21 protein-coding genes and 2 tRNA genes are annotated in these 21879 nt (G+C 68.8%); 10 read left to right on the top strand and 13 right to left on the bottom strand.

All coding sequences use genetic code 11. From position 1 onward, the window contains the following. Window positions 1-105: 105 nt before the first annotated feature. Entirely contained in the window at window positions 106-990 is an 885-nt protein-coding gene (locus tag ETO60_RS03735) for an LOG family protein (protein WP_199798821.1), read from the top strand. Here the strand turns inward: ETO60_RS03735 and thiD are convergent. Continuing rightward, window positions 972-1787, bottom strand: a complete 816-nt coding sequence (gene thiD, locus ETO60_RS03730; protein ID WP_130002737.1) for a bifunctional hydroxymethylpyrimidine kinase/phosphomethylpyrimidine kinase — start codon at window positions 1785-1787, stop codon at window positions 972-974. The two genes, ETO60_RS03735 and thiD, sit on opposite strands and share 19 nt — an antisense overlap. Then, window positions 1784-3121, bottom strand: a complete 1338-nt coding sequence (gene glmM / locus ETO60_RS03725; protein ID WP_130002735.1) for a phosphoglucosamine mutase — start codon at window positions 3119-3121, stop codon at window positions 1784-1786. Before glmM ends, thiD begins: the two co-directional genes overlap by 4 nt. A gap of 96 nt (window positions 3122-3217) precedes the next feature. Between glmM and ETO60_RS03720 the strand changes: the two genes are divergently transcribed. Then, window positions 3218-4525, top strand: a complete 1308-nt coding sequence (locus tag ETO60_RS03720) for a dicarboxylate/amino acid:cation symporter (RefSeq protein ID WP_165362100.1) — start codon at window positions 3218-3220, stop codon at window positions 4523-4525. Between the two features lie 49 nt (window positions 4526-4574). Then, a complete protein-coding gene (locus ETO60_RS03715) occupies window positions 4575-5186 on the top strand; it encodes a superoxide dismutase (protein WP_130002734.1) in 612 nt (203 codons plus the stop codon). Between the two features lie 13 nt (window positions 5187-5199). Here ETO60_RS03715 and ETO60_RS03710 read toward each other — a convergent pair whose 3' ends face one another. From ETO60_RS03710 to ETO60_RS03700, 3 genes are read right to left on the bottom strand one after another with little or no spacing between them, the layout of a single operon-like run. Beyond that, window positions 5200-6384, bottom strand: a complete 1185-nt coding sequence (locus tag ETO60_RS03710; protein WP_234026303.1) for an AI-2E family transporter — start codon at window positions 6382-6384, stop codon at window positions 5200-5202. Between the two features lie 39 nt (window positions 6385-6423). Then, window positions 6424-7032 (bottom strand): sigma-70 family RNA polymerase sigma factor, encoded by a 609-nt coding sequence (locus tag ETO60_RS03705; RefSeq protein WP_130002732.1) that lies wholly within the window; start codon window positions 7030-7032, stop codon window positions 6424-6426. After that, entirely contained in the window at window positions 7032-7211 is a 180-nt protein-coding gene (locus ETO60_RS03700; protein WP_130002730.1) for a NepR family anti-sigma factor, read from the bottom strand. The genes ETO60_RS03705 and ETO60_RS03700 overlap by 1 nt, the downstream gene beginning before the upstream one ends. A gap of 222 nt (window positions 7212-7433) precedes the next feature. Between ETO60_RS03700 and ETO60_RS03695 the strand changes: the two genes are divergently transcribed. Beyond that, window positions 7434-9116, top strand: coding sequence for a CHASE domain-containing protein (locus ETO60_RS03695; RefSeq protein WP_130002728.1), 1683 nt, complete (start codon window positions 7434-7436; stop codon window positions 9114-9116). A gap of 66 nt (window positions 9117-9182) precedes the next feature. Here ETO60_RS03695 and ETO60_RS03690 read toward each other — a convergent pair whose 3' ends face one another. From ETO60_RS03690 to ETO60_RS03680, 3 genes are all read right to left on the bottom strand, one after another. After that, window positions 9183-9977, bottom strand: a complete 795-nt coding sequence (locus ETO60_RS03690; protein WP_130002727.1) for a response regulator — start codon at window positions 9975-9977, stop codon at window positions 9183-9185. Between the two features lie 373 nt (window positions 9978-10350). Further along, window positions 10351-10797: a response regulator gene (locus tag ETO60_RS03685; protein WP_130002725.1), complete on the bottom strand. Its 447-nt coding sequence runs from the start codon at window positions 10795-10797 to the stop codon at window positions 10351-10353. Window positions 10798-10860: 63 nt separating this feature from the next. Next, the gene (locus ETO60_RS03680; protein WP_130002723.1) at window positions 10861-12018 is read right to left on the bottom strand and encodes an N-acetyltransferase; all 1158 of its coding nucleotides are present in this window, start codon (window positions 12016-12018) and stop codon (window positions 10861-10863) included. Window positions 12019-12177: 159 nt separating this feature from the next. On the opposite strand from ETO60_RS03680, the gene ETO60_RS03675 reads away from it, so the two are divergent. Then, window positions 12178-13290 (top strand): fatty acid desaturase family protein, encoded by a 1113-nt coding sequence (locus tag ETO60_RS03675; RefSeq protein ID WP_234026302.1) that lies wholly within the window; start codon window positions 12178-12180, stop codon window positions 13288-13290. Window positions 13291-13404: 114 nt separating this feature from the next. Here ETO60_RS03675 and lptG read toward each other — a convergent pair whose 3' ends face one another. The 5 genes from lptG to ETO60_RS03650 all read right to left on the bottom strand — a co-directional run bounded on the left by lptG (window position 13405) and on the right by ETO60_RS03650 (window position 18965). Continuing rightward, window positions 13405-14505, bottom strand: a complete 1101-nt coding sequence (gene lptG / locus ETO60_RS03670) for an LPS export ABC transporter permease LptG (RefSeq protein WP_130002721.1) — start codon at window positions 14503-14505, stop codon at window positions 13405-13407. Window positions 14506-14518: 13 nt separating this feature from the next. Further along, a complete protein-coding gene (locus ETO60_RS03665) occupies window positions 14519-15763 on the bottom strand; it encodes an LptF/LptG family permease (protein ID WP_130002719.1) in 1245 nt (414 codons plus the stop codon). Between the two features lie 26 nt (window positions 15764-15789). Next, window positions 15790-16188, bottom strand: a complete 399-nt coding sequence (gene clpS, locus ETO60_RS03660) for an ATP-dependent Clp protease adapter ClpS (protein WP_130003095.1) — start codon at window positions 16186-16188, stop codon at window positions 15790-15792. 137 nt (window positions 16189-16325) lie between these two features. Next, window positions 16326-17021 (bottom strand): phasin family protein, encoded by a 696-nt coding sequence (locus ETO60_RS03655; protein WP_130002717.1) that lies wholly within the window; start codon window positions 17019-17021, stop codon window positions 16326-16328. A gap of 84 nt (window positions 17022-17105) precedes the next feature. Then, entirely contained in the window at window positions 17106-18965 is a 1860-nt protein-coding gene (locus ETO60_RS03650; protein WP_130002716.1) for a PHA/PHB synthase family protein, read from the bottom strand. A 143-nt stretch (window positions 18966-19108) separates the two neighbouring features. Here ETO60_RS03650 and ETO60_RS03645 point away from each other — a divergent pair, with 143 nt between their 5' ends. From ETO60_RS03645 to ETO60_RS11200, 5 genes are all read left to right on the top strand, one after another. Then, entirely contained in the window at window positions 19109-20341 is a 1233-nt protein-coding gene (locus ETO60_RS03645) for an LL-diaminopimelate aminotransferase (protein ID WP_234026301.1), read from the top strand. Next, complete coding sequence (locus ETO60_RS03640; RefSeq protein WP_130002712.1) at window positions 20338-21150, top strand: crotonase/enoyl-CoA hydratase family protein; 813 nt, start codon at window positions 20338-20340, stop codon at window positions 21148-21150. The genes ETO60_RS03645 and ETO60_RS03640 overlap by 4 nt, the downstream gene beginning before the upstream one ends. 81 nt (window positions 21151-21231) lie before the next feature. Continuing rightward, a tRNA-Cys gene (locus ETO60_RS03635) sits at window positions 21232-21305 on the top strand. 50 nt (window positions 21306-21355) lie between these two features. Beyond that, a tRNA-Thr gene (locus ETO60_RS03630) sits at window positions 21356-21431 on the top strand. 115 nt (window positions 21432-21546) lie between these two features. Continuing rightward, the gene (locus ETO60_RS11200) at window positions 21547-21717 is read left to right on the top strand and encodes a hypothetical protein (RefSeq protein ID WP_165362099.1); all 171 of its coding nucleotides are present in this window, start codon (window positions 21547-21549) and stop codon (window positions 21715-21717) included. Window positions 21718-21879 lie beyond the last annotated feature (162 nt).

The following is a 21879-nucleotide window of genomic DNA, read 5'->3' as shown; positions in this document are numbered from 1 at the left end:
AGCGTGCGGCCACCCGGCCTTGCCCAACGGGAGATGGCTGCGTAAGCCGCGCCGGCGCCTGCTTCCCCGGCTCTTCGAAGGCGCCCTGACCCTTGGAGTTCCCGTATGCTGCCCGACAAGACCGACCATGGCCTGACGGATCGCAAGTTCGCGCCCGCGCGGCAGGAGGCGGCGTTCACCGAGACCAAGGTGCCCGTGACCCCGCAGACGGCGCACCCGGCCTACAAGCTTGCCTTCCGCGACACGGATTTCCTGTCCCGCGAGGAGCTGCGCCCGCTCCGCTTCCAGCTCGAGCTGATGAAGCCGGAGATGCTGCTCGATCAGGCCGGGGTCGGTTCAACCCTCGTGGTGTACGGCTCGGCCCGGATCCCGCCGCCCGAGGCGGCGCAGACCGCGCTCGAGGGGGCGCACGACCTGCCCGACGATCAGCGGGTGATCGTCGAAAACCTCGCCAGGAAGGCCAAATACTATGGCGAGGCCTACAAGCTCGCGCGGATCGCCAGCGAGAAGTCGCTGATCGAGGACGGCAAGCGCCAGTTCGTCGTCACCTCCGGCGGCGGCCCCTCGATCATGGAAGCCGCCAACCGCGGCGCGAGCGAGGCCGGCGCGGAGAGCATCGGGCTGAACATCGTCCTGCCGCACGAGCAGGCGCCCAACCCGTTCGTCACACCCTATCTCAGCTTCCAGTTCCACTATTTCGCGCTGCGCAAGATGCACTTCCTGCTGCGCGCGCGCGCCGTGGCGGTGTTCCCGGGCGGCTTTGGCACCTTCGACGAATTCTTCGAGCTTCTGACGCTCATCCAGACCGGCAAGATGAAGCCGATCCCGGTGCTGCTGTTCGGGCGCGAATTCTGGACCCGGGTGGTGAACTTCGAGGCGCTCGCGGAGGAGGGCGTCATCTCGCGCGCCGATCTCGACCTGTTCCGCTGGTGCGAGACGGCCGAGGAGGCTTGGGCGCACATCTGCGCGTTCTACGAGATCGAGGCCTGACGCAGCGTCCCGACCGCCTGATGACCGAGCGGGCCGGCTCCGGCACCAAGGCCCGGGGCGGCACGAAGGGCCTCCGCGACGAACCTCCGGGCGGTGTCGACCGCGTCTGCCAACGATGCGCCGCGGCCGATCTCGGTGGCGAGCGCGCTGGCGAGGGTGCAGCCGGTGCCGTGCGTGTGCCGCGTGTCGATCCGCGGACCGGCGAATCGGGTCACGTCTCCGTCGGGTGTGACCAGCCAGTCGACGACCTCTCCCCCGTCACCATGCCCGCCCTTCGCCAGCACGGCGCAGCCATGCCCCGCCGCGAGCGTCCGTGCCGCGGCCGCCACTTCCGCGTCCCCGCGCAGCGACGTGCCGGCCAGCGCCTCCAGCTCGGGCAGATTGGGGGTCACCACCCGCGCCAGCCGCATCAGCCGGCCGAACGCCGCGATGGTGTCCGCATCCGCCAGCACGGCGCCGCTGGTCGCGACCATGACGGGGTCGAACACGAACGGGAGACCGGTTTGCGCGAGACGGACCGCCACCGCCTGCGCCGCCGCCGCAGAGCCGAGCATCCCGATCTTGACCGCGTCGGCGCCGATGTCGGCAAGGCAGCTGTCGATCTGCGCCACGATGAGCGCGGGTGACAGCAGATCCACCGCCTGCACGCCCGTGGTGTTCTGCGCCGTGATCGCGGTGATCGCCGTCATGGCATAGCCGCCGCGCATGGTGACGGTCTTGATGTCGGCCTGAATGCCAGCTCCGCCCGAGGAGTCGGACCCGGCGATCACGAGCACGCGGGGCGGCGTGCCGCTCATGCCGCGGCCTGCACCTCGTCGCAGATCCGCGCCACGACCGATTCGACCTGCCGCTCGTCATCCCCTTCGGCCATGACGCGGATCACCGGCTCCGTCCCGGACGGCCGGATGACCAGGCGGCCCCGCCCGGCCAGCTCCGCCTCGGCTTCGGCAATCGCCTTGCGCACCCGCTCCGCCTCGAGCGGCTTGCCCCCGCTGAAGCGGACGTTCCGCAGGAGCTGCGGCACGGGCTCGAACTGGTGCAGCAGTTCGCTCGCGCGGCGGCCGCTGCTGACCATGGCGGCAAGCACCTGGAGCGCGGCCACCGTGCCGTCGCCGGTGGTGGCGTGGTCGAGAAGGATCATGTGGCCGGACTGTTCGCCGCCCACGTTGAAGCCGCCCGCCTGCATCCGGTCGAGCACGTAGCGGTCGCCGACCTTGGCCCGCTCCAGCGTCAGGCCGCGGCCGTTCAGGTACCGCTCGAGCCCGAGGTTGGACATCACCGTGGCAACGATCCCGCCGCCCTTCAGCTGCCCGCGCTCGTGGAGGTGCGTGGCGATCAGCGCCATGATCTGGTCGCCGTCCACCACCTGCCCCTGCTCGTCGACGATGATCAGCCGGTCGGCGTCTCCGTCGAGCGCGATGCCGATGTCGGCCTGTTCCTCGATGACCTTGATCCGCAGCGCGTTCACCGAGGTGCTGCCGCAGCCGCTGTTGATGTTCAGCCCGTCCGGAGACACGCCGATGGGCACGATGTCCGCGCCCAGTTCCCAGATCGCCGCCGGAGCGACCTGGTAGGCGGCCCCGTGGGCGCAGTCGATCACGATCTTCAGCCCGTCCAGCCGGACCGCGTCCGACAGCGACTGCTTCACGGCGTGGAGATAGCGTCCGCGCGCATCCTCGATCCGGCGGGCGCGGCCGATGTCGGCGCTGCTGGCGAGGTCGAGGTCATCCTCCATCAGCGCCTCGATCTCCAGCTCGTCCGCGTCTGACAGCTTGAACCCGTCCGGACCGAACAGCTTGATGCCGTTGTCCTCGAACAGGTTGTGACTGGCCGAGATCATCACCCCGAGATCGGCCCGCATCTCGCGCGTCAGCATGGCGATCGCCGGTGTGGGCAGCGGGCCGGTCATGATGACGTCCATGCCGACGCTCGTGAAGCCGGCGACGAGCGCCGATTCCATCATGTAGCCCGACAATCGCGTGTCCTTGCCGATGACCACCCGGTGACGGTGGTCGCCGCGGTTGAAGTGACGCCCGGCCGCCTGCCCCACCCGCATGGCGGTGGCGGCGGTCATGTGGCCGGCGTTGGTGCGGCCCCGGATCCCGTCAGTGCCGAAAAACTTGCGCGCCATCTGTTCTTGCATCCATGTTCCCGCGGCCGCACTGCGTGCCGGTCAGCCAGGCGGCTGCTATTGCCCGCTCCCTAAAATAAAGCAAAGGCTCGCTGGATGTCAGCATCAACCCACCTGCCTGGCCATCGCCAGTCACCGTCATCGATGCCGCTGGTCAGCATCCGCCTGCCGGTGGTGTGGACCTTCACCGGTCTTGTCGGCGGTCTTGCCGCGGGCACGGTGCTGAGCGGCACGCGCGCGCTCGACGCCGCGCTGCAGGTGGCTGGACCGGTCGGCACGCTGTGGCTGCGCGGCCTCCAGATGACCATCATCCCGCTCGTCGCGGCGCTGCTGGTGACCGGGATCGCCAAGATCATCGCCGCCGCGCGGGCGGGAGCGACGGCCCGGCGGATGATCGCGCTCGTGTTCGTCATCCTGCTGCTGAGCGGCACGGCGACGGTGCTGCTGATGCCGCTGCTGCTTGCGGCGTTCCCGATCCCGCCGGGAGGGCAGGCGCTGCTCGCCGGAGGAACCGCCGCCGCGGCGACGCTGCCGTCGGTGGGCGACTTCCTCACCTCCTTCGTGGCTCCGAACCTGTTCGCCGCGGCGGCGGAGACGGCCATGCTCCCGCTGACTCTGTTCTTCGCGCTGTTCGCCGTTGCCCTGATGCGGCTCGAGGCGGCGCAGCGCGAGGTGCTGCTGCGCTTCTTCCACGCGCTCGGCAACGCCATGCTGATCATCATCGGCTGGGTGCTGTGGCTGGCGCCGGCAGGGGTGTTCGCCCTTGCCCTCGGCGTCGCCGCCGAAGCGGGCGGCGGCGCCTTTGCCGCGTTCACCCACTACATCCTCGCCGTGTCCGCGATGGGGCTGGTGATCGTGCTGGGCGGCATCGTGCTCGCGGCGGTCGGCGGCCGGATCGCGCCGCATCGCTTCCTGCGCGCCATGCTGCCCACCCATGCCGTGGCGATCAGCACCCAGTCCTCGCTCGCCAGCCTGCCGGCAATGCTGGCCAGCGCGCGGCGCCTCTCCGTGCGCGAGAGCACCGCCGACTTCGTGCTGCCGCTCGCCGTGGCCATCTTCCGTGCCACCAGCCCGGCGATGAACCTGGCGGTGGTGATCTACATCGCCACGCTCGCCGGCGTGGACCTGTCCGCCCCGGTGCTGCTGGCCGGCGTGCTGGTCGCGTTCATCATCTCGGTCGGCTCGGTCAGCCTGCCGGGCACGATCAGCTTCGTCATCTCCATCGGTCCCATCGCCGTGACGATGGGCGTGCCGGTGGAGCCGCTCGCGCTGCTGGTGGCCATCGAGATGCTTCCCGACATTGTTCGCACGGTCGGCAACGTGACCATGAACGTCGCCGTGGCGAGCGCTGTCGACCGGGTTCAGCCCGAAGCGGCGGCAACCGCACTGCCCGAGCCGCGTTGAACCTGCTACACTGTCCCTCACACATTCCGTTTTGCGAAGGAGCACGATCTTGGCATTCCGACTCATCGACCTGCCCTACCCCAGCTCGGCGCTCGAGCCGGCGGTGTCCGCCGAAACGCTCTCCTACCACCACGGCAAGCACCATCAGGCTTATCTCGACAAGACCAACGCCGCGATCGAGGGAACCGAGCTTGACGGCAAGCCGCTCGAGGCGGTGGTGGCGGCCGCGCGCGGCACGCAGCAGGGGCTGTTCAACAACGCCGCCCAGAGCTGGAACCACGGCTTCTACTGGCATTCGCTGACTCCCGAAGCCACGCAGCCCTCGGGTGACCTCGCGCAGCATATCGAGCGCAGCTTCGGCTCGCTCGACGCGCTCAAGCGCGAGTTGAAGGAACGCGGGGCGGGCCACTTTGCGAGTGGCTGGGTGTGGCTGGCCGAGCAGAACGGCACGCTGACGGTGGAGGAGACCCATGACGGCGACACTCTCGCCGATCGCGGCATGAACCCGCTGCTGGTCGTCGACCTGTGGGAGCACGCTTATTACCTCGACTACCAGAACAAGCGCCCCGCCTATCTCGACGCGGTCATCGACGAGCGGCTGAACTGGGACTTCGCGGCCGAGAACCTCGCCCGCGGCAGCGTCTGGACCTACCCCGCCTGAACCGCGGCGCAGCCTAGCCGGGCGGACCGGCGTCCTCCTCGACGAGCGGGGACGCCGGTTCGGCAAACAGCGGCTCGCCGAAGATGAAGCCGACGAGGTTCGGCCGCCCGACCTGGTCAAAGAAAGCGGTCAGCATCAGCAGGATCGGCACGGACAGAAGGGCACCGACAAAGCCCCAGATCCAAGAAAAGTAGCTGAGCGAGATCAGGATCATGACCGGGCTCATGGTGAAGCGTGCGCCCAGGATCGAGGGAGTGACGATGTTCGCCTCGATGCCGTGGAGGACAAGATAGGCCGCCGCCGGCACCAGACCGAGCATGATGGTCTCCGCCGTTCCGACGCCGAACAGCGACAGCAGCACCACCATCGCCAGCGGCCCGACATAGGGCAGGAAGTTGAACAGCGCGGCCAGCCCGCCCCACATCACCGGCGCCTCCACGCCGAGCGCCCACGCCCCCAGCGCAGTGATCACGCCCACGCCGGCATTGATCATGCCGACCGTCGCGATGTAGGCGGCAACGCGGTCCTGAACCTCGCGCACCACCCGGACGGCCTTGAGGCTGCTGCCGAAAGAGGCGCGCTCGAACAGCAGCCGCCGCCGCATCCGCACCCGTGCCTCGATCATGAAAAAGGTCAGCAGAAACGTCAGCAGCACCTCCAGCAGCACGCTGGGCGTGGCGAAGGCGAGCGTTTCAAGCGGGCTGGGGGTGGCAAGCACCACCTCCGGCGCGGACCGGCCCATCACCTCCGACAGCTTGTCGTTGATCTGCACCATCCAGCCGAAGCGGTCGCGCACCTCGGCGAAACGCTCACCCACGCGGTCGATGATCTGCGGCAGCCGCTCCAGCAGCACGGCAGCCGGCTGAAGGATGAGGCCGAGCGCGAGCAGCAGGACGGCAAAGAACATCAGCAGCGCCAGCAGCGAGGCGAACACGTTGGGCAGGCCCCAGCGGGCCATGCGGTCCGCCGCCGGGGAGAGCAGCACCGTGAGCACGAGCGCGCTCGCGATGGGGAGAAACACCACCGCGCCGACCGACAGAACGAACGGCAGGGCGAGGAACAGCCCCGCGCCCAGCAGGACGACGATGGCCGACATCAGGCGCGCATCCTGCGTCAGCGGCGCCGGTTCCACCCGTACCGGCTCGCCCTGCGGAGCGCCAGCCGGAGGGGCGGTTTCAGGCAGACGGGTCAGCGACACGCGACCGGCCGCGACCGCGCCGTCAGACCGTGGATGGACTCAGGCGCGCTCTTCGACATTATTGCCGGCTGCCAGACCGTCAAGCTCCTCCAGAATGGCGCGGTGCGCGCCCTCGTCGCCGATCGCCCGCTGCGGAACGTCGCCTTCGGACAGCATGGTGTTGAGCGCCGCCCGGGCGCGTCCCACGCGGCTCTTGATCGTTCCGATGGCACAGCCGCAGATGGCCGCCGCTTCCTCGTAGGAAAAGCCGCCCGCGCCGACCAGCAGCAGCGCCTCGCGCCGTTCGGGCGGAAGCGTCAGCAGCGCCCGGTGCATGTCCGCAAGGTGGATCGGCTCTTCCTGTCCCGCCGGCGCGGTCAGCACCCGCTCGGCCACGCCTTCGTCATAGTCGCCGCGGAAACGATTGCGGCGCATGTCGGTCAGGTAGGCGTTGCGCAGGATGACGAAGGTCCAAGCACGCATGGAGGTGCCGGGTTCGAACCGGTCCTGCGCCGCCCAGGCCTTCAGCAACGCCTCCTGCACGAGGTCGTCGGCCATGTCGGCCCGGCCGCACAGACCGCGGGCAAACGCGCGAAGGTGCGGCACCACCTCGGTCAGTTCCCGCTTGAAATCCGCCTTGTCGTCGGCGGTTCGCTGAGGCTGCCCCATCAGTCGCGCTTGTCCAGCTGTGCCAGCAGATCCTTGAAGGTGTCGGGCAGCGGCTCCTCGACAACTGAGTCGTAGAGCTTGCGCAGACCGTTGCTCCAGCCGGGCTTGCTTCCCGCGCCCGGCCGGCGGGGTGCAAAGGACGCGGCGCCGCGGGTGCCTGTGTTTTCGGTATGGGTCAAAGTGATCTGGTTCCCTCGCCAGGCTCAAAGCGCAAAAGCCGCGGAGAGGCAGGCCTTCGGCCGCTCTGCGCGGGGTCGAATGTTGGTTTAATGGGCAGGGAACGATGCGCAAGGCCCATTGTTCCTCCTCACAAGGCCGGTTCGGATCGGGTCGCACCCCGGGCCGCTGAAAGCAGTGGAACACGAGGCCGGCATGGCGCCCGGCCCCGCAACGGTGATGTGATGGCGGACGGTGTGTCGAGGCGGAGCTGGCTGGCGAGCAATCCGCGCACGGCTCCGCTGCTGGTCTTCTTTCTTGCAGCGGCCATCACCCTCATCAGCGTCGTCGCGCTCGAGCGGACCGAACGCTCGCGCGACCGGATCGCCGCCACGCGAACGGCCGACGCAATCACCGCATCGCTGATCCGCCGGGCCGCGACGACGGGCGCCTATCTGCGGGCCGGTTCCGCCCTCTTCGGCACGGCCGGCGCGGTGACGCCGGACATGTTCAACCGCTTTGCCAGCGAATTGCGGCTGGACCAGAACTTCCGCGGCGCGGAGGGCATCGGCTGGGCGCCGGCCATCAGTCCCCTCGCTGCGGCGTCGTTCGAGGCGGAGGCGTCGGCCATCCTCGGGCGTCCCGTCAGGATCCAGCCGGCGCCGGATGCAAGCACCCGGCCGCTGCTGGTTCCGATCTTCTTCCTTCAACCCGACACGCCGCGCAACCGACTCGCGATCGGCTACGACATGTACGCCGACACCGCCCGGCGCGAGGCCATGCGCGAAGCGGTGCGGCTGAGGCAGCCGGTGGCGACGGCGCCGATCGTGCTGGTGCAGGAGGGCGGCGGCACCGCGCCGGGCTTCAACATCTACATGCCGGTGTTCAGCGACAGCCGGGAGCGGCAACTGCGCGGCTTCATCTACAGCCCCTTCCGGTCGCAGGACCTGCTGGCGTCAACCGCGCCCGCGGATCTCGCCACGGAGCACTACGCGGTCACGTTGCACGACGTGGGTCCGGCCAGCGGGCAGTCAGCGGGTGAGCGCCGGCTTATCGCGACGCTCGGGGAGGCGGGCGCCAGCCGCGGCCATTCGGTCACCAGCCAGCTTCAGATCGCCAACCGGCTGTATCAGCTCACCGTGACGAACAGGGCGCGGCCGCTCCTGTCCCGCCTGTCCCTCCTCGCGCTGGTCGTCGGCCTGTCCGTGGCGGGTCTGATGATGCTGCTGGTGCGGCTGCTGTCGCGGCAGGCGGAGCAGGACCAGCAGCGGCTCGCCTGGTTCCAGGAACAGAGTTCGATCCGCGACACCTTGACCCGCGAACTCAATCACCGGGTGAAAAACACGCTCGCCAACGTGCTGTCGATCATCGCCCTGACCCGCCGACGGGCTGCCAGCCTCGAGGAATTCGCCGAAGGTCTGGACGGGCGGATCCGGGCGCTGTCGGCGACGCATGACCTGCTCACCAAGTCGGAGTGGAGCACCACCCCGCTCGAGGCGGTCGTGTGCGCCGAGATGGCGCCCTACATGCGCGGTCGCGAGCAGGCGGTCACCATCTCCGGTCCGCCGGTCGAACTGGCCCCCAACGACGCCCTGTCGCTAGGAATGGCGCTGCACGAGCTCACCACCAACGCCGCCAAGTACGGCGCCCTCAGCGAGCCTGGCGGGCAGGTGGACATCCGCTGGGAGCACGAGGGCGACAAGCTCGTCCGGATCCAGTGGGAGGAACACGGCGGCCCGCCGGTTCCGCAGCAGCGCACCCGCGGTTTCGGCACCGATCTGGTGGAGAAGATCGTGGCGCACGAGCTGCGCCACCCGGTCAACCTGCGGTTCGAGCCGGACGGTGTGCGCTGCACCCTGCTGGTCCCCGTCCGCCAGCCCAGCCCCTTTGCCCTGCGCGCGGCCACCCGGCAGACGGCCGCCGCCTGAACCTCGGCGTGTGGGCAACGCCCCGCGCCGGCCCCGCGATGCGGCGCCGGACGCCGGGCGCCGGGATCAGTCGAAGCCGCGGCTCGTGCCGAAGAACAGCGCCTGGCTGATCGCCGCGCGCACCGTCTGCTCCTGAAAGGGTTTGGTCACGAGATAGGTCGGCTCCGGCCGGTCGCCGGTGAGCAGCCGTTCCGGGTAGGCGGTGATGAAGATCACCGGCACCGAGTCGATCGCCAGAATGTCGTCGACCGCGTCGAGGCCGGAAGAACCGTCGGCCAGCTGGATGTCGGCCAGCACCAGCCCCGGCGTGCGTTCCGCCACCACCTCGAGCGCCTGCGTCCGGGTGGCGGCCGTGCCGCAGATGTCGTGCCCCAGCGAGCGGACCAGATCCTCGAGCTGCATCGAGATCAGCGGCTCGTCCTCGATGATGAGAACGCTGGTGGTCGATTCGCGGTCGATCTCCGCCACGGCCTGCTGAACAAGCTGCTCCACCTCGTCCGGGTTCATGTCCATGATCTGCGCGGCGTCCTCGATCGAGAAGTCCTCGAGCGTGGTCAGCAGCAGCGCCTGCCGGTTGAGCGGGGTCACGGCCTTGAGGCGGTTGTGCGCCGCGGCCTCATGCTCGGACGCCGCATCAGCGCTCTCGTCGACTTCGAGATAGGCGCTCGACCAGACCTTATTGAACGCGCGGTAGAGCGGAACACGCCCGCCCTCCAGCGACTGCTTCACCGCCTCGTCGGCCAGAGCGGCCTCCAGCGTCGCGCGCACGAACGCATCGCCGGTCGCTTGGGATCCGGTCAGCGCACGGGCATAGCGGCGCAGGTACGGGAGGTAGCGGGCAATCTGGTCACCAAGCGACATGAACGGTTCCTATCCTGCAAGCACTCCGGGCAGCGACGCCGCAGCGGCGACACGGACGTGCCGGCACACCGACGCTGCGCCGGGTCGATCCCAGCGGGTTTGCCCTCGCCATAAGGCCATCGCGGGCCGACGCAAGCACGGTTTTGCAGCCGCTTGGCTGATGCCGGCGGCCGCCGGCCGCGGGTGCGAAGCCGACGAAAAAATTTTGCTGATCGGCGGGAACAGGACCGGGAGGTCGCCGGTTAAACCCATGTCACTGCCGAGACCCCCCTCCCGTCCAACCGGCTTTGACACGATCCCGAAAGGCCTCCGTGCGACACGCAACGGAGGCCTTTTTTCGTGACCTGCGAGGTCCGCGCGGAAAGGCGGCGCCTCAGCGCATCGCCTGCTTGAGGCGCCAGATGATCCCCCGGCGGGCGGGCGTGCGGATCAGCGCAACGAGGTCGGTCGGGTCGTAGGGTTTCTCGAGCACCGGTCCCAGTTCGGCGATGAACGGCGGGATCTCGTCCGGCGCGGCGGTGGAGAAGATGATCCGCGGCGCGGTCGGGAGCATCTGCGACACCAGTTCCGCGATGGCCCAGCCGTCATCCCGGTCGGTCAGGTGGACGTCGAGGATGACGAGGTCGGGCTGCTCTCCGCGCAGCGACGCCAGCGCGGCCTCGGTCGTGGAGCAGTGCTCGATCGCCGCCACGCCCGCCTCCTGCAGCGTCGTCATGATGTCGAGGGCAAGCACCGGATCGTCCTCGACCAGCAGCACGCGCTGCGGCAGCTCCCCGCCGGGGTGTTCGCCGGCCGCCTGACCGCGCTCCGTGGCGGTCATGGGCGCACCGCGATGCGGCGGCGATGCCGGAGCGATCGGGTCCTCCGCAGGGAAGGAGGCGTGTCACATGGGCTTTTCAAGGATCCAGTACTCGCGGTTGACATGGCTGTTGATGGCATCGGCGATGGCGATCATTCCCTGATTGTCGTCGAGGATCCAGCCGATCTCGCCGCGCACCGCTCCGAACGTGCTGACGGCGTCGCGGCGGATGTACTCGATCATCATGAAGGCAAGCTGGCTGGCGAGCCGGCTGTTCTGATGCTCCTTGCGCACGCCCATCAGCGGCACCCGCATGGTGCGGCTGCGGGGACGGCGCAGCCAGCGCAGAAGCCGCACCCAACCCAGCGGCCAGAGGCGCCCGTTCATCGCGGCGAGCACCTCGTTCATGTCAGGCAGCGTGATCATGAAGGCCACCGCCCGGCCGTCGAGTTCCGCGATCCGGACGAGCTGCGGGTGGATGAGCGGCTTCAGCTTCTTCGCCGCATAGGCGATCTCCCGCTCGGTGAACGGCACGAAACCCCAGTTCGTCGACCACGCGTCGTTCAGGATGTCGAGGATGATCCGCACGTCGCCCGCATAATCCTCCCGGCCCGCCTCGCGCACGCGGATCTGCGGGTTGCGTTCGCCCGAACGGATGATGCGCTCGATCAGGGGCGGAAACTGCTGCGCCACATCGAGCTCGTAGGTCAGCAGCGCCTTGGCCTTGCGATAGCCGGCGGCCTCGATCCACTGCCGGTAGTGTTCCGGATGGTGCCCCATCATCACGGTCGGGGCGTGATCGTGGCCGCGCACCAGCAGCCCCGGCTCCTCCCAGATCGACAGCGACAGCGGTCCCAGCGCCCGCGTCATGCCTTGCGCGCGCAGCCACGCTTCGGCCTGTGCCAGCAGCGCGGCGGCCGTGGCCGCGTCCGCGGCGTCGAAATAGCCCCACAGGCCGGTGCCGGGGCCGAAGCCCTGCGCCGCGGGCATGGCGAGGGCAAGCTCGTCGATGTGCGCGGCGATCCGCCCGACGGGCTCGCCTCCGCGTGTGGCCAGGAACAGCTGGACCCGGGCATGTCCGAAATAGGGGTTGCGGGCCGGGTCGAGCAGTTCAAGCTGCTCGCGCCGGAGTTGCGGCACGCTGTGCGCAGTGGAGGCGGCGAACGCCCGTCCGGTGTCAACGAAGCGGGCGCGTCCACTCTTGCCCGTGACAGGCTCGATCACTAGCTCGGTGGTGCTCACGCTGTGTTCCGTTCAGCTTGGCTCTGCTAAGGCGGCGCCGGATGTTCTGGAACCGCTCCGCCACGGCATGTCAAGCGAGCGGCTCGATGACAGTGGCGGAAAACGCCCGCTGGCGGTGCATGGGCGGACCCGGCATAGGAAATGAATGGAAGCAGCGCGATGACGATGCAGCAGGCGATTGAACTCGGCACCGGCCTTGCGCCCGCAGCCCCGGCGGCGGGCGATGGGGCGCGGGCGCGGCGCGTCGACTATCTGCACAGCGACGACCGCGAGCTGCTGCGCGCGGCGCGCGACCTCACCCGTGATCTGGGCGTGGCCCGGCCGGCGGTCTACTGGACCGACCTCGGCCTTTCGGCGTTGCTCGGCTACGGCGCGCTCGCGGGGGCGATCCTGGCGACGTCCCCATGGCTGGCGCTCGCCTGCGGCCTCGTCGCCGTGCTGGCCCTGTACCGGGCGCTGCTGTTCATTCACGAGCTGTCGCATGTGCGCCGCGATGCGCTGCCGGGTTTCCGGCTAGGCTGGAACCTGCTTGTCGGCATTCCCCTGCTCACGCCGTCCTTCATGTATGAGGGCGTGCACACGCAGCATCACAAACGCACCCAGTACGGCACGCGCGGCGATCCCGAATACCTGCCGCTGGCTCTGATGAAGCCGTGGAGCCTGCCGCTTTTCATCGTGATGGCGGCGTTCCTGTTCATCGGCCTGATGATCCGCTTCGCCGTGCTGGTGCCGCTCGGCGCTCTGGTGCCGTCCGTGCGGCGGCTGGTCTGGACCCGGCTGTCGGCCTTGGCCATCAATCCCGACTACCGCCGCGGCGAACCGGATGCCGAGCTGCGGCGCCGCGTGCTCTGGCAGGAGGCGGGCGGCTTTGCGTGGTCATGGGTGCTGATCGGCTCGGGCTTCGTGATCGGCTGGACTCCGCTGCTGGTGCTGGTGGCGGTGGTGTCGGTCGTGGCCGTGCTCAACCAGCTGCGCACCCTGGTGGCGCACCTGTGGGAGAACGAGGGCGAGGCGATGACGGTGACGGCGCAGTTCCTCGACAGCGTCAACGTGCCGCCGCCAGGGATCTGGGCCGAATTGTGGGCGCCGGTGGGGCTGCGCTACCATGCGCTGCATCACCTCATGCCGTCGATGCCCTACCATGACCTCCCCGAGGCGCACCGGCGTCTGCGGCGCGAGCTTGGCGAACGATCGACCTATGACAGCGCCAATCATGCCGGCATGGCGCCGCTGGTCGCGCGGATCGCGCGCAGCACCATGGTCGTGCGCTGATCCGGCAGCCCCTGCCGGAGCACCGCTGCGCCCGTTCCGGGCCGCCTCTTGTCTCTGCGTGCCTGGCAAGCGGCGGACGCGGCGCCGCGCCGGGTGCGCGGCCGCGGGCCAGGTTCACTCCTCCGTGCGCACCAGAACCGTCTGGCCGATGAGGAAGAACAGCACGAACGGCAGCCACGCGGCAAGTACGGGGGGATAGCCGCCGAAGCTGCCCATGGCGAGGGCGGCATTGTCGAACACGAAATAGGCAAAGCCCAGCGCCATCCCGATGAGGGCGCGCACGAACAGCTTGCCGGACCGGGCGAGGCCGAACGCCGCGATCGCGCCGAGCAGCGGCATCAGGAACGCCGCCAGCGGGCCGGACAGCTTGTGCCAGCGGCTCGCTTCCAGCGCGCTGGTGCGCCGCCCCGCCTGGCGGTACTGCTCGATGATTTGGCCGAGGCTGCGGAAGGTTTCGGCATCCGGATTGACCCGGCTCAGCCGCAAGGCATCGGGCTGGATCCCCTCGCCGACGATGACCTCCGGAACCGCCGTGCGGGCGACGCGCTCGACCGAGAAACGGGTCGCATCCGTCAACCGCCATCCGGGCGCAGCATAGGTCGCGGCCGGCGCGGTGATCTGCTCGGCGATCAGGCCTCCCGGACCCAGCCGGTACCACGTCACTCCGCTGAGGCGCGTCGACTCGCCATGGCCGGACACCGTCTCGGCCATCAGCACGTTCGTCCCGTCGCTCAGATAGACGTTCGCCAGCACGTCGGAGCCGGGCGGCAGGGGCGCGTAATCGTTGGCTGACCACGCCGACAGCGTCGCCGTCGCGCGGGTCACGATCCGTTCGTTGAAGGCGAAGCTGAGCCCCGAGACGACCAGCGCCGTCAGCAACAGGGGAGCAAGCACCTGGAACGCCGACATGCCCGCCGCCTTCATGGCGATGACCTCGCTGTTCTGGTTGAGCGTCAGCAGGGTGATGATGGTCGCCAGCAGGACGGAATAGGGCAGAAACGTCTCGACCAGTTCCGGCATGCGCAGGCTGACATAGGTGAGCAGCTGCGCCTGCCCGTTGCCGGGAACGGCCAGGATCTCGCCGCTCTTGGCGAGCAGGTCGAGCATCATCAGCACGAGGATCAGCATCACGAGCACAGCGGCGATGCGGACCACGAACAACCGCGCCAGATAGACGGTGAGCGTGCGCGACGGGAAGAAATCGAGGTTCTGCACCGGCTTGCGACCGCTATCCCTCGGCCGTGGCCAGCAGTGCGGGCGCCGGACGCGCCCGGCGTCGTGCGAGCATCCGCCTGACTCGCGCGCTGACCCGCGCGGCGGCCGCCTCGAGCGCACCGATCGCCTGTCCGCCGGGCACATGGGCGACGCGATGATACATCCACACGATGAGGGCGGCGAAAAGCACGAACGGCGTCCACAGAGCGATCACCGGGTCAACGAGTCCGAGCGCCGCGACGTCCTCCCCGTACTGGTTGATCTTGTGGTACGACACCACCATGATGATGGCGAGGAAGACACCCAGTGCGCTCGTCGAGCGCTTGGGCGGGATGGCCAGCGCCACCGCCAGCAGCGGCAGCAGCGCCATCATGACGACCTCCACCAGCCGGAAGTTGAACGACGCCCGGGTCGCGTTGCGCTCCGCCTCCGGCGTGTCGCTCGCCCAACCGATCCTCAGCAGTTCGGGCAGGATGTACTCGTTCTGCGAGTCCCCGCGGCTGCGGAAGCGCTCGAGTGCGGGCAGGTCGATCGGCAGGTCGTTCTGCGCGAAGGTGAGCACCCGCGGCTCACGCCCGATGCGGTCCGGGCCGGTGTCCTGAATGATCAACCCGTCGACGAGCCGCAGGATGATCGTGTCACGGTTCTCGGCATTGGCGAGGAACCGGCCTTCGCGGGCGGAAATCGACAGCACCTGTCCCCGGTCGTTGGCCACGCGGGCGAAGATGCCCAGCAGCCGCCGGCCGTCATCCTCGCTGGCGTCGATTCTCAGGGCCATGCGATCGCCAAGGCTGGTGAATTCGCCCACCCGGATCGATGCCCCCAGAGCGCCGCTGCGCAGTTCGTGGTCGAGTTGCGAATAGGTGTAGCGGCCGATGGGCTGGAGGTAGAAGACCAGCGCGATGTTGACGGCGATCATCACCACGGTGATGAGGTAGGGCACCCGCAGCAGCCGGCCATAGGACAGGCCGACGGCGCGCATGACGTCCAGTTCGCTGCTGACCGCCAGCTTCCGGAACGCCAGCAACACCCCCAGCAGCAGACCCAGCGGAATGGCCAGGCTGGCATATTCCGGCATCAGTGTCGCCAGCATCGTGAACACCACCGTCACCGGCCCGCCTTCGGAGGTGACGAACTGGAACAGACGCAGCATCTTGTCCAGCAGCAGCAACGTGGCCGCCAGTGCGAACACGCCCAGCATCGGCACAAGCACGAGCCGGAAGATGTAGCGGTCGAGAGCGGGGATGAAGCGGAACAAGGCGGAACGGCCGGACGCGGGTCCGGTTACGCCTTTTCAAGCGTGCACTGCAGCGGGTGGTGGTTCTGCCGCGCGAAGTCGATCACCTGGTTCACCTTGGTCTCCGCCACCTCGTAAGGGAACACCCCGCACACGCCGACCCCGCGCTGATGCACGTGGAGCATGACGCGGGTGGCCTCCTCGAGATCCATGCGGAAGAACCGCTTGAGCACGAGCACCACGAACTCCATGGGCGTGTAATCGTCGTTGAGCAGGAGCACCCGGTACCGGCTCGGCTTCTGCGGCTTGGTGCGCGCCTTCGTGGCGACACCGACCTGCGGACCTCCCGGCTTGCCGGTCTCGTCGTCTGCAGCCGCCACTGGCGCGGGGATGCAGTACCGATGCGCCCTCTGCACGACAGGAAGAAGGTCGGGAACGGCAGTCATCATGCCCGTCAATATCGTATGCCCGCCGCCTTGCGCAAGCGCGCCGGCGCGTCCGCAGAAAGACAAAGGGACCGGACGGCATTCACCGCCCGGTCCCCGCGCCGCCCCGTGGGCGGCCTGGCGTGTTCCGGCCCTGTTCAGGCGGCCTTCTTGGTCAGCGTCTCGATGGTCACGCTCATGCGGTTCGACACCGGCGTGAACGCGTCGTTGATGAGCTTGAGCATGGTTTCGGTGCTGCGCGAGGCATGGGCGATGAAGCCGTCCATGTTGCGGCGGGCAAGCTCGCCCTGAAGCTGCATCAGCTCGGTCGGCGACTTCACCGCGGCCATGCGGCGCATGTCCTCCGACAGTCCCTCATAAAGGCCGCGGCTGTCCTCAAGCGCCGAGCGGCCAAGTTCCTGCAGGCCCGAAGTCCAGACCCGGCCGGCTTCGACCACCGCTTCCACATTGCCCCGGCCGAGCTCGGCCATGTCGGACAGGGTGGTGGTGCTGCGCTCGTAGAAGGCGTGCATGCGGTTCTGCATGTCTCCGGTGAGCCCGGAAAGGGCGTCCATGCCCGTGTTCAGCTGCTCGTTGGCGGTGTTGATCGCTTCGTCGTTCATGTCGGTGTCCTTTGCGTCTGTCGTGTCGGCGGGCGGGGCTGCGTCAAATACCGAAGCCTGAGCCTGTGCGGTGTCCGCGGCCGGCGCGGCTTCGACCGCCCCGGTCGGCTCTGCCGCTGCCGCCGGAGAGTCCGGCGCAGCGACGGCGGCGGCGATCGCCTGCAGGTCGGGTTCGTTGCGGTCCTGCCCTTCAGCGGGCTTTGCGTTGGGGCGCGGCTTGCGCGATGCCATGGGAGTCCTCACTGATTGCTGCACCGCACAATATACGCGACCCACGGCAAAATGCAAGGTTTTGTTGTGCAGTGCAGCAGGCGCTCACCGCTGACGCACGTACTCTCCGGGCGCATCGCCAAGCACCGTGTCACCATCCGACCCCGGAACGCGGAGTCCGCTGGCCGGGACGCGGGCAGGCGCCTGGCTCTCGATCCAGGCGAACCAGTCCGGCCACCAGCTTCCCGGATGTTCTGTGGCGGCCGCCTCGAAAGCGTCCAGAGTGTCGACGGCATCGTCACAGGTCCAGTACTGGTACTTGCGCGCATCCGGCGGGTTCACCACACCCGCGATGTGGCCCGAACCGGCGAGCACGAAGCGCACCTCGCCGCCAAGGTGCCGGCCCAGCTTCCAGACGCTGCGTGCCGGAGCGATGTGATCCTCGCGGCCGCTCTGCACATAGGCGGGCGTTGTGATGCGCGACAGGTCGACGGGGGTGCCGAGGACCGTCAGCGCGCCGGGCTGCACCAGCTTGTTGTCGCGGTACAGGTCGCGCAGATACTGCTGATGCCACTTCGCCGGCAGGTTCGTCACGTCCCCGTTCCAGTGCAGCAGGTCGAAGGCGGGGTAGTCCTCGCCCAGCAGGTAGTTGTTGACCACGTAGTTCCAGATGAGGTCGGTGCCGCGCAGCAGGTTGAAGGTCGCGGCCATGTAGCGGCCGTCCAGATACCCTTCGGGGGTCAGCGCCTCCAGCGCAGTGAGCTGCTGGTCATCGACGAAATTGAGCAGTTCTCCCGCGTCGGCGAAATCGACCTGCGCGGTGAAGAAGGTCGCGCTGCGGATCTTCGCGGCCTCGTCCCGGGCTGCCAGAACGGCCAGGGTTGCGGCAAGCGTCGTCCCCGCCACGCAGTAGCCGATGGTGTGCACAGCTGGAACCTTCAGCCGTTCGCGCACGAGGTCGACCACGTCGATCTGCGCCTGCACGTAATCGTCCCAGGTGACATCGCCGAGGCTGGCGTCGGCCGACTTCCAGCTGACCATGAACACGGTCAGCCCCTGTTCGACCGACCAGCGGACAAAGCTCTTCCGCGGATTGAGATCGAGAATGTAGAACCGGTTGATCCATGGCGGAAAGATCACCAGCGGCACCTCCAGCACGCTGTCGGTGGCGGGGCTGTACTGGATCACTTCGTAGAGGCGGGTGCGCGCGATGACCTTGCCCGGGGTGGTGGCGAGGTTCTCGCCGACCCTGAAGGCATCCGGATCGCTATGGGTCAGCTGGCCGCGCCGCAGATCCCGCAACAGGTTCTGCATGCCGCGCACAAGGTTCTCGCCGCCCGTCTCGAGCGTGCGCTCGAGCACCACCGGATTGAGCCAGGGCAGGTTCGCCGGACTGCCCGCCTCGCTCGCCGCGTCGGTGAAGAAGCGCAGCTGCTCGCGCAGCTTGGGCGGCAAGTGCGTCTGCCGCTCCGCCAGCGCCCGCAGGTGCTCGACGACGAGCAGATAGGTCTGGTGGACCACCAGAAACGCAGGGTGCGACCGCCAGGCGACGTCCGTGAAGCGCCTGTCCTGTCGCGGCAGCGTGTCGGGTTCCGGAACCTCGCCCTCGCCCGCCCGGCTGGCCGCCGCTCCAATCTGGGTCCAGGCGCGCAGTCCCTCCTGCCACAGGGCGGCTTGCTGCTCCATGGAAGGGGCGACGACGGATGACAGCCAGCGCTGCTGCCAGCGCGCCACGGCGGACGGGTCGAACAGCGACCGCATGAGGCCATCATCCTGCCGCTCGGCGAGGAACTCCATCCACATGCCCTGAAGGCGCAGCGCCAGCGCACCCCAGTCCGTCTCCGGCCGCGCGTCGGCCTCGCGGCCGCCCGCCGCCTCCGCGCTCCCTTGCGACCAGACGCGCCACAGACGGGCCTGCGCGTCCCACAGGCTGGCGAACGGATCGGGAGCGGTGTCGTCACTCATGGCTGCACCTTTCTCAACGCGGCCTGCCGCAGACGTTCCCGGTCATCCCGCGCCGGTCAAGGTTTGCGCCGGAGCGGGCCGGCCGCTACACCCGCCGGCGGGAGGGCGCATCCCGCCCCTCGCCGGGAAAGATGCGCCTGCCGATGGATGAGTTCTACCGCATCAAGCGTCTGCCGCCCTACGTCATCGCGGAAGTGAACGCCATGCGCGCCGCCGCCCGGGCTGAGGGCGCGGATGTCATCGACCTCGGCATGGGCAATCCCGATCTGCCGCCCCCGCCGCACGTCATCGCCAAGCTGTGCGAGGTGGCGCACAAGCCCGATGCCCACGGCTACTCGCAGAGCAGGGGCATTCCCGGGCTCAGGCGGGCGCAGGCGGCCTATTATGCCCGGCGGTTCGGCGTGGAGGTCGATCCGGAAACCGAGGTGGTGGTCACGATGGGGTCCAAGGAAGGGCTTGCCAGCCTCGCCACCGCCATCACGGCGCCCGGGGACGTGGTGCTGGCGCCCAATCCCTCCTATCCGATCCACACCTTCGGCTTCATCCTGGCCGGCGCCACCATCCGCTCGGTGCCGACCACCCCGGATGAACACTACTTCCTCAGCCTTGAACGGGCGCTTTCGTTCACCGTGCCGCGGCCGACCGTGCTCGTGGTCAACTATCCCTCCAATCCCACGGCCGAAACGGTGGACCTCGCGTTCTACGAGCGGCTGGTGGCGTGGGCGCGCGACAACCGGGTGTGGATCATCTCGGATCTCGCCTATTCGGAGCTTTATTACGACGGACGGCCCACCGCCTCCATCCTCCAGGTGGCGGGCTCCCGCGACGTCGCGATCGAATTCACTTCCCTGTCCAAGACCTACTCCATGGCGGGGTGGCGGATCGGCTTCGCCGTCGGCAACCGGCAGCTGGTGGCGGCCATGACGCGGGTGAAATCCTATCTCGATTACGGTGCCTTCACCCCGGTGCAGGCGGCAGCGTGCGCCGCGCTCAACGGGCCGCAGGACATCGTCGAGGCGAACCGCCGCCTTTACCACCACCGCCGCGACGTGCTGGTGGAGGCGTTCGGCCGCGCAGGCTGGCACATACCGCCGCCGCCCGCCTCGATGTTCGCGTGGGCACCGCTTCCTCCGGCGCTCAAGCACTGGGGCAGCCTCGCCTTTGCCAAACGCCTGCTGACCGAGGCCCGCGTGGCGGTGGCGCCCGGTGTCGGCTATGGCGAGGATGGAGAGGGGTTCGTGCGGATCGCCCTGGTCGAGAACGAACAGCGGCTGCGCCAGGCGGCGCGCAACATCCGCCGCTTTCTCCAGCAGCACGGCGTGAACGCAGCGCCGGCGCAGGCACTGGCGGCGGTTGGGCAGGAGGCCGGACGATGACCATTCTCGGCGAGTTTGCCGGCGACCGGGTACGGGCCACGCTGACGGCGCACATCGCCCATGTCCGCCTGAACCGCCCCGAGAAGATGAACGCGCTCGATCCCGAGATGTTCGACGCGCTGATCGCCGCAGGCCGGACCGTGGCGCAGACCCGCGGCGTGCGGGTGGTGGTGCTGTCGGGCGCGGGACGGGCGTTCTGCGCCGGTCTCGACACGGCGAGCTTTTCCCGCGCCCCGGACCCCGACGAACCGCCGCTGGCGGAGCGGACGCATGGCAACACCAACCGCTTCCAGGAAGTGGCGATGGTCTGGGCGCGGTGCCCGGTGCCGGTCATCGCCGCGGTCCACGGTGTGTGCTTCGGCGGCGGGCTGCAGATTGCCAGCGGCGCCGATCTGCGCGTGTGCGCGCCCGACGCGCGGCTGTCGATCATGGAGATGAAGTGGGGACTGGTGCCCGACATGGGCGGCTTTGCCTTGTGGCGCGGGCTGGTCCGCCCGGACCTGCTGCGCGAACTGGTCTACACCAACCGCGAACTGTCGGGTCAGGAAGCCCTGACCGCCGGTCTCGTCACCTTCACCGATCCCGACCCGCTGGCGCGCGCGATGGCGATCGCCGCCACCATCGCCAGCCGCAACCCCGAAGCGGTGCGCGAGGCCAAGCGGCTGTTCACCGCCATGCTCGACCAGCCGACCGACGCGATCCTGCTGGCCGAGAGCGAGGCGCAGGAGCGGGTGATCCGCCGTCCGAACCAGGTGGAGGCCGTGGTCGCGGCGATGAGCGGCCGCCCACCCGTTTTCAGCGACGACTAGCACCGCCTTCCAGCACCCGCGCCGTCCACGAGGCAATTGCGCTTCGCGCGCCGAGCGGCTAGGCGCTGTCTTCCCACGCGCGGCCCGATGGCGGAGTGGTTACGCAGAGGACTGCAAATCCTTGCACGCCGGTTCGATTCCGGCTCGGGCCTCCATCCTTTGCCGTTGCGGACCCTGCCCGGCGGCGATATGGACGCGCACACGTGCCGCTTTAGCTCAGTCGGTAGAGCACATCATTCGTAATGATGGGGTCAGGTGTTCGAATCACCTAAGCGGCACCACCTTCCTTTCTGCACGGAACGAACCGCCGCGACGCGCCAGGACTCTGGGGACTGCGATCGCATGTGGAGGAAAAGGAACGGGATCTGGCTTCAAGGCACGGGCTCGGCACCCCGTTTGAGCACGAGCTCCTTGCGCCGGAGCCACACCGCCCACGCGCTTGAGCAGCACACGGCCGCCGGCCCTGCTGCCTTCGCCTATGACGCCGACGGCAAGCTCACCTCCGGCAGTTCGGCGTGCTTCGTGTATGATGCGCAGAACCGCTTCGTATCGGCGAGCGGCGGATAGACCGCGCACCTCGCCTGCGATCCGCCCGGCCGCTTGGCGCAGACCAGCGTTAGCGCGGCCGGCACGACCAGGTTCCTCTGCGATAGCGCCGGACTGGTGGCGAAGTACGATGCCGCGGGCACGCTCCTGCGCCGTTGCGTGCACGCCGCCGCCACCGATGAT

The organism is Qipengyuania thermophila (assembly GCF_004153605.1).
Classification (GTDB): domain Bacteria; phylum Pseudomonadota; class Alphaproteobacteria; order Sphingomonadales; family Sphingomonadaceae; genus Qipengyuania_B; species Qipengyuania_B thermophila.
Note: the sequence above shows the minus strand (reverse complement) of the source record. Positions and strands in the feature narration are given on the sequence as shown.

Bases quoted from the DNA above. Each gene is read 5' to 3' on its own strand.
- clpS (WP_130003095.1), bottom strand. From the start codon at position 16,188: ATGACTGCCGTTCCCGACCTTCTTCCTGTCGTGCAGAGGGCGCATCGG.
- ETO60_RS03675 (WP_234026302.1), top strand. From the start codon at position 12,178: ATGACGATGCAGCAGGCGATTGAACTCGGCACCGGCCTTGCGCCCGCA.
- ETO60_RS03690 (WP_130002727.1), bottom strand. From the start codon at position 9,977: ATGTCGCTTGGTGACCAGATTGCCCGCTACCTCCCGTACCTGCGCCGC.
- ETO60_RS03650 (WP_130002716.1), bottom strand. From the start codon at position 18,965: ATGAGTGACGACACCGCTCCCGATCCGTTCGCCAGCCTGTGGGACGCG.
- ETO60_RS03735 (WP_199798821.1), top strand. From the start codon at position 106: ATGCTGCCCGACAAGACCGACCATGGCCTGACGGATCGCAAGTTCGCG.
- ETO60_RS03720 (WP_165362100.1), top strand. From the start codon at position 3,218: ATGTCAGCATCAACCCACCTGCCTGGCCATCGCCAGTCACCGTCATCG.
- ETO60_RS03655 (WP_130002717.1), bottom strand. From the start codon at position 17,021: ATGGCATCGCGCAAGCCGCGCCCCAACGCAAAGCCCGCTGAAGGGCAG.
- ETO60_RS03640 (WP_130002712.1), top strand. From the start codon at position 20,338: ATGACCATTCTCGGCGAGTTTGCCGGCGACCGGGTACGGGCCACGCTG.
- ETO60_RS03695 (WP_130002728.1), top strand. From the start codon at position 7,434: ATGGCGGACGGTGTGTCGAGGCGGAGCTGGCTGGCGAGCAATCCGCGC.
- thiD (WP_130002737.1), bottom strand. From the start codon at position 1,787: ATGAGCGGCACGCCGCCCCGCGTGCTCGTGATCGCCGGGTCCGACTCC.
- glmM (WP_130002735.1), bottom strand. From the start codon at position 3,121: ATGGCGCGCAAGTTTTTCGGCACTGACGGGATCCGGGGCCGCACCAAC.
- ETO60_RS03705 (WP_130002732.1), bottom strand. From the start codon at position 7,032: ATGGGGCAGCCTCAGCGAACCGCCGACGACAAGGCGGATTTCAAGCGG.
- ETO60_RS03685 (WP_130002725.1), bottom strand. From the start codon at position 10,797: ATGACCGCCACGGAGCGCGGTCAGGCGGCCGGCGAACACCCCGGCGGG.
- ETO60_RS03645 (WP_234026301.1), top strand. From the start codon at position 19,109: ATGGATGAGTTCTACCGCATCAAGCGTCTGCCGCCCTACGTCATCGCG.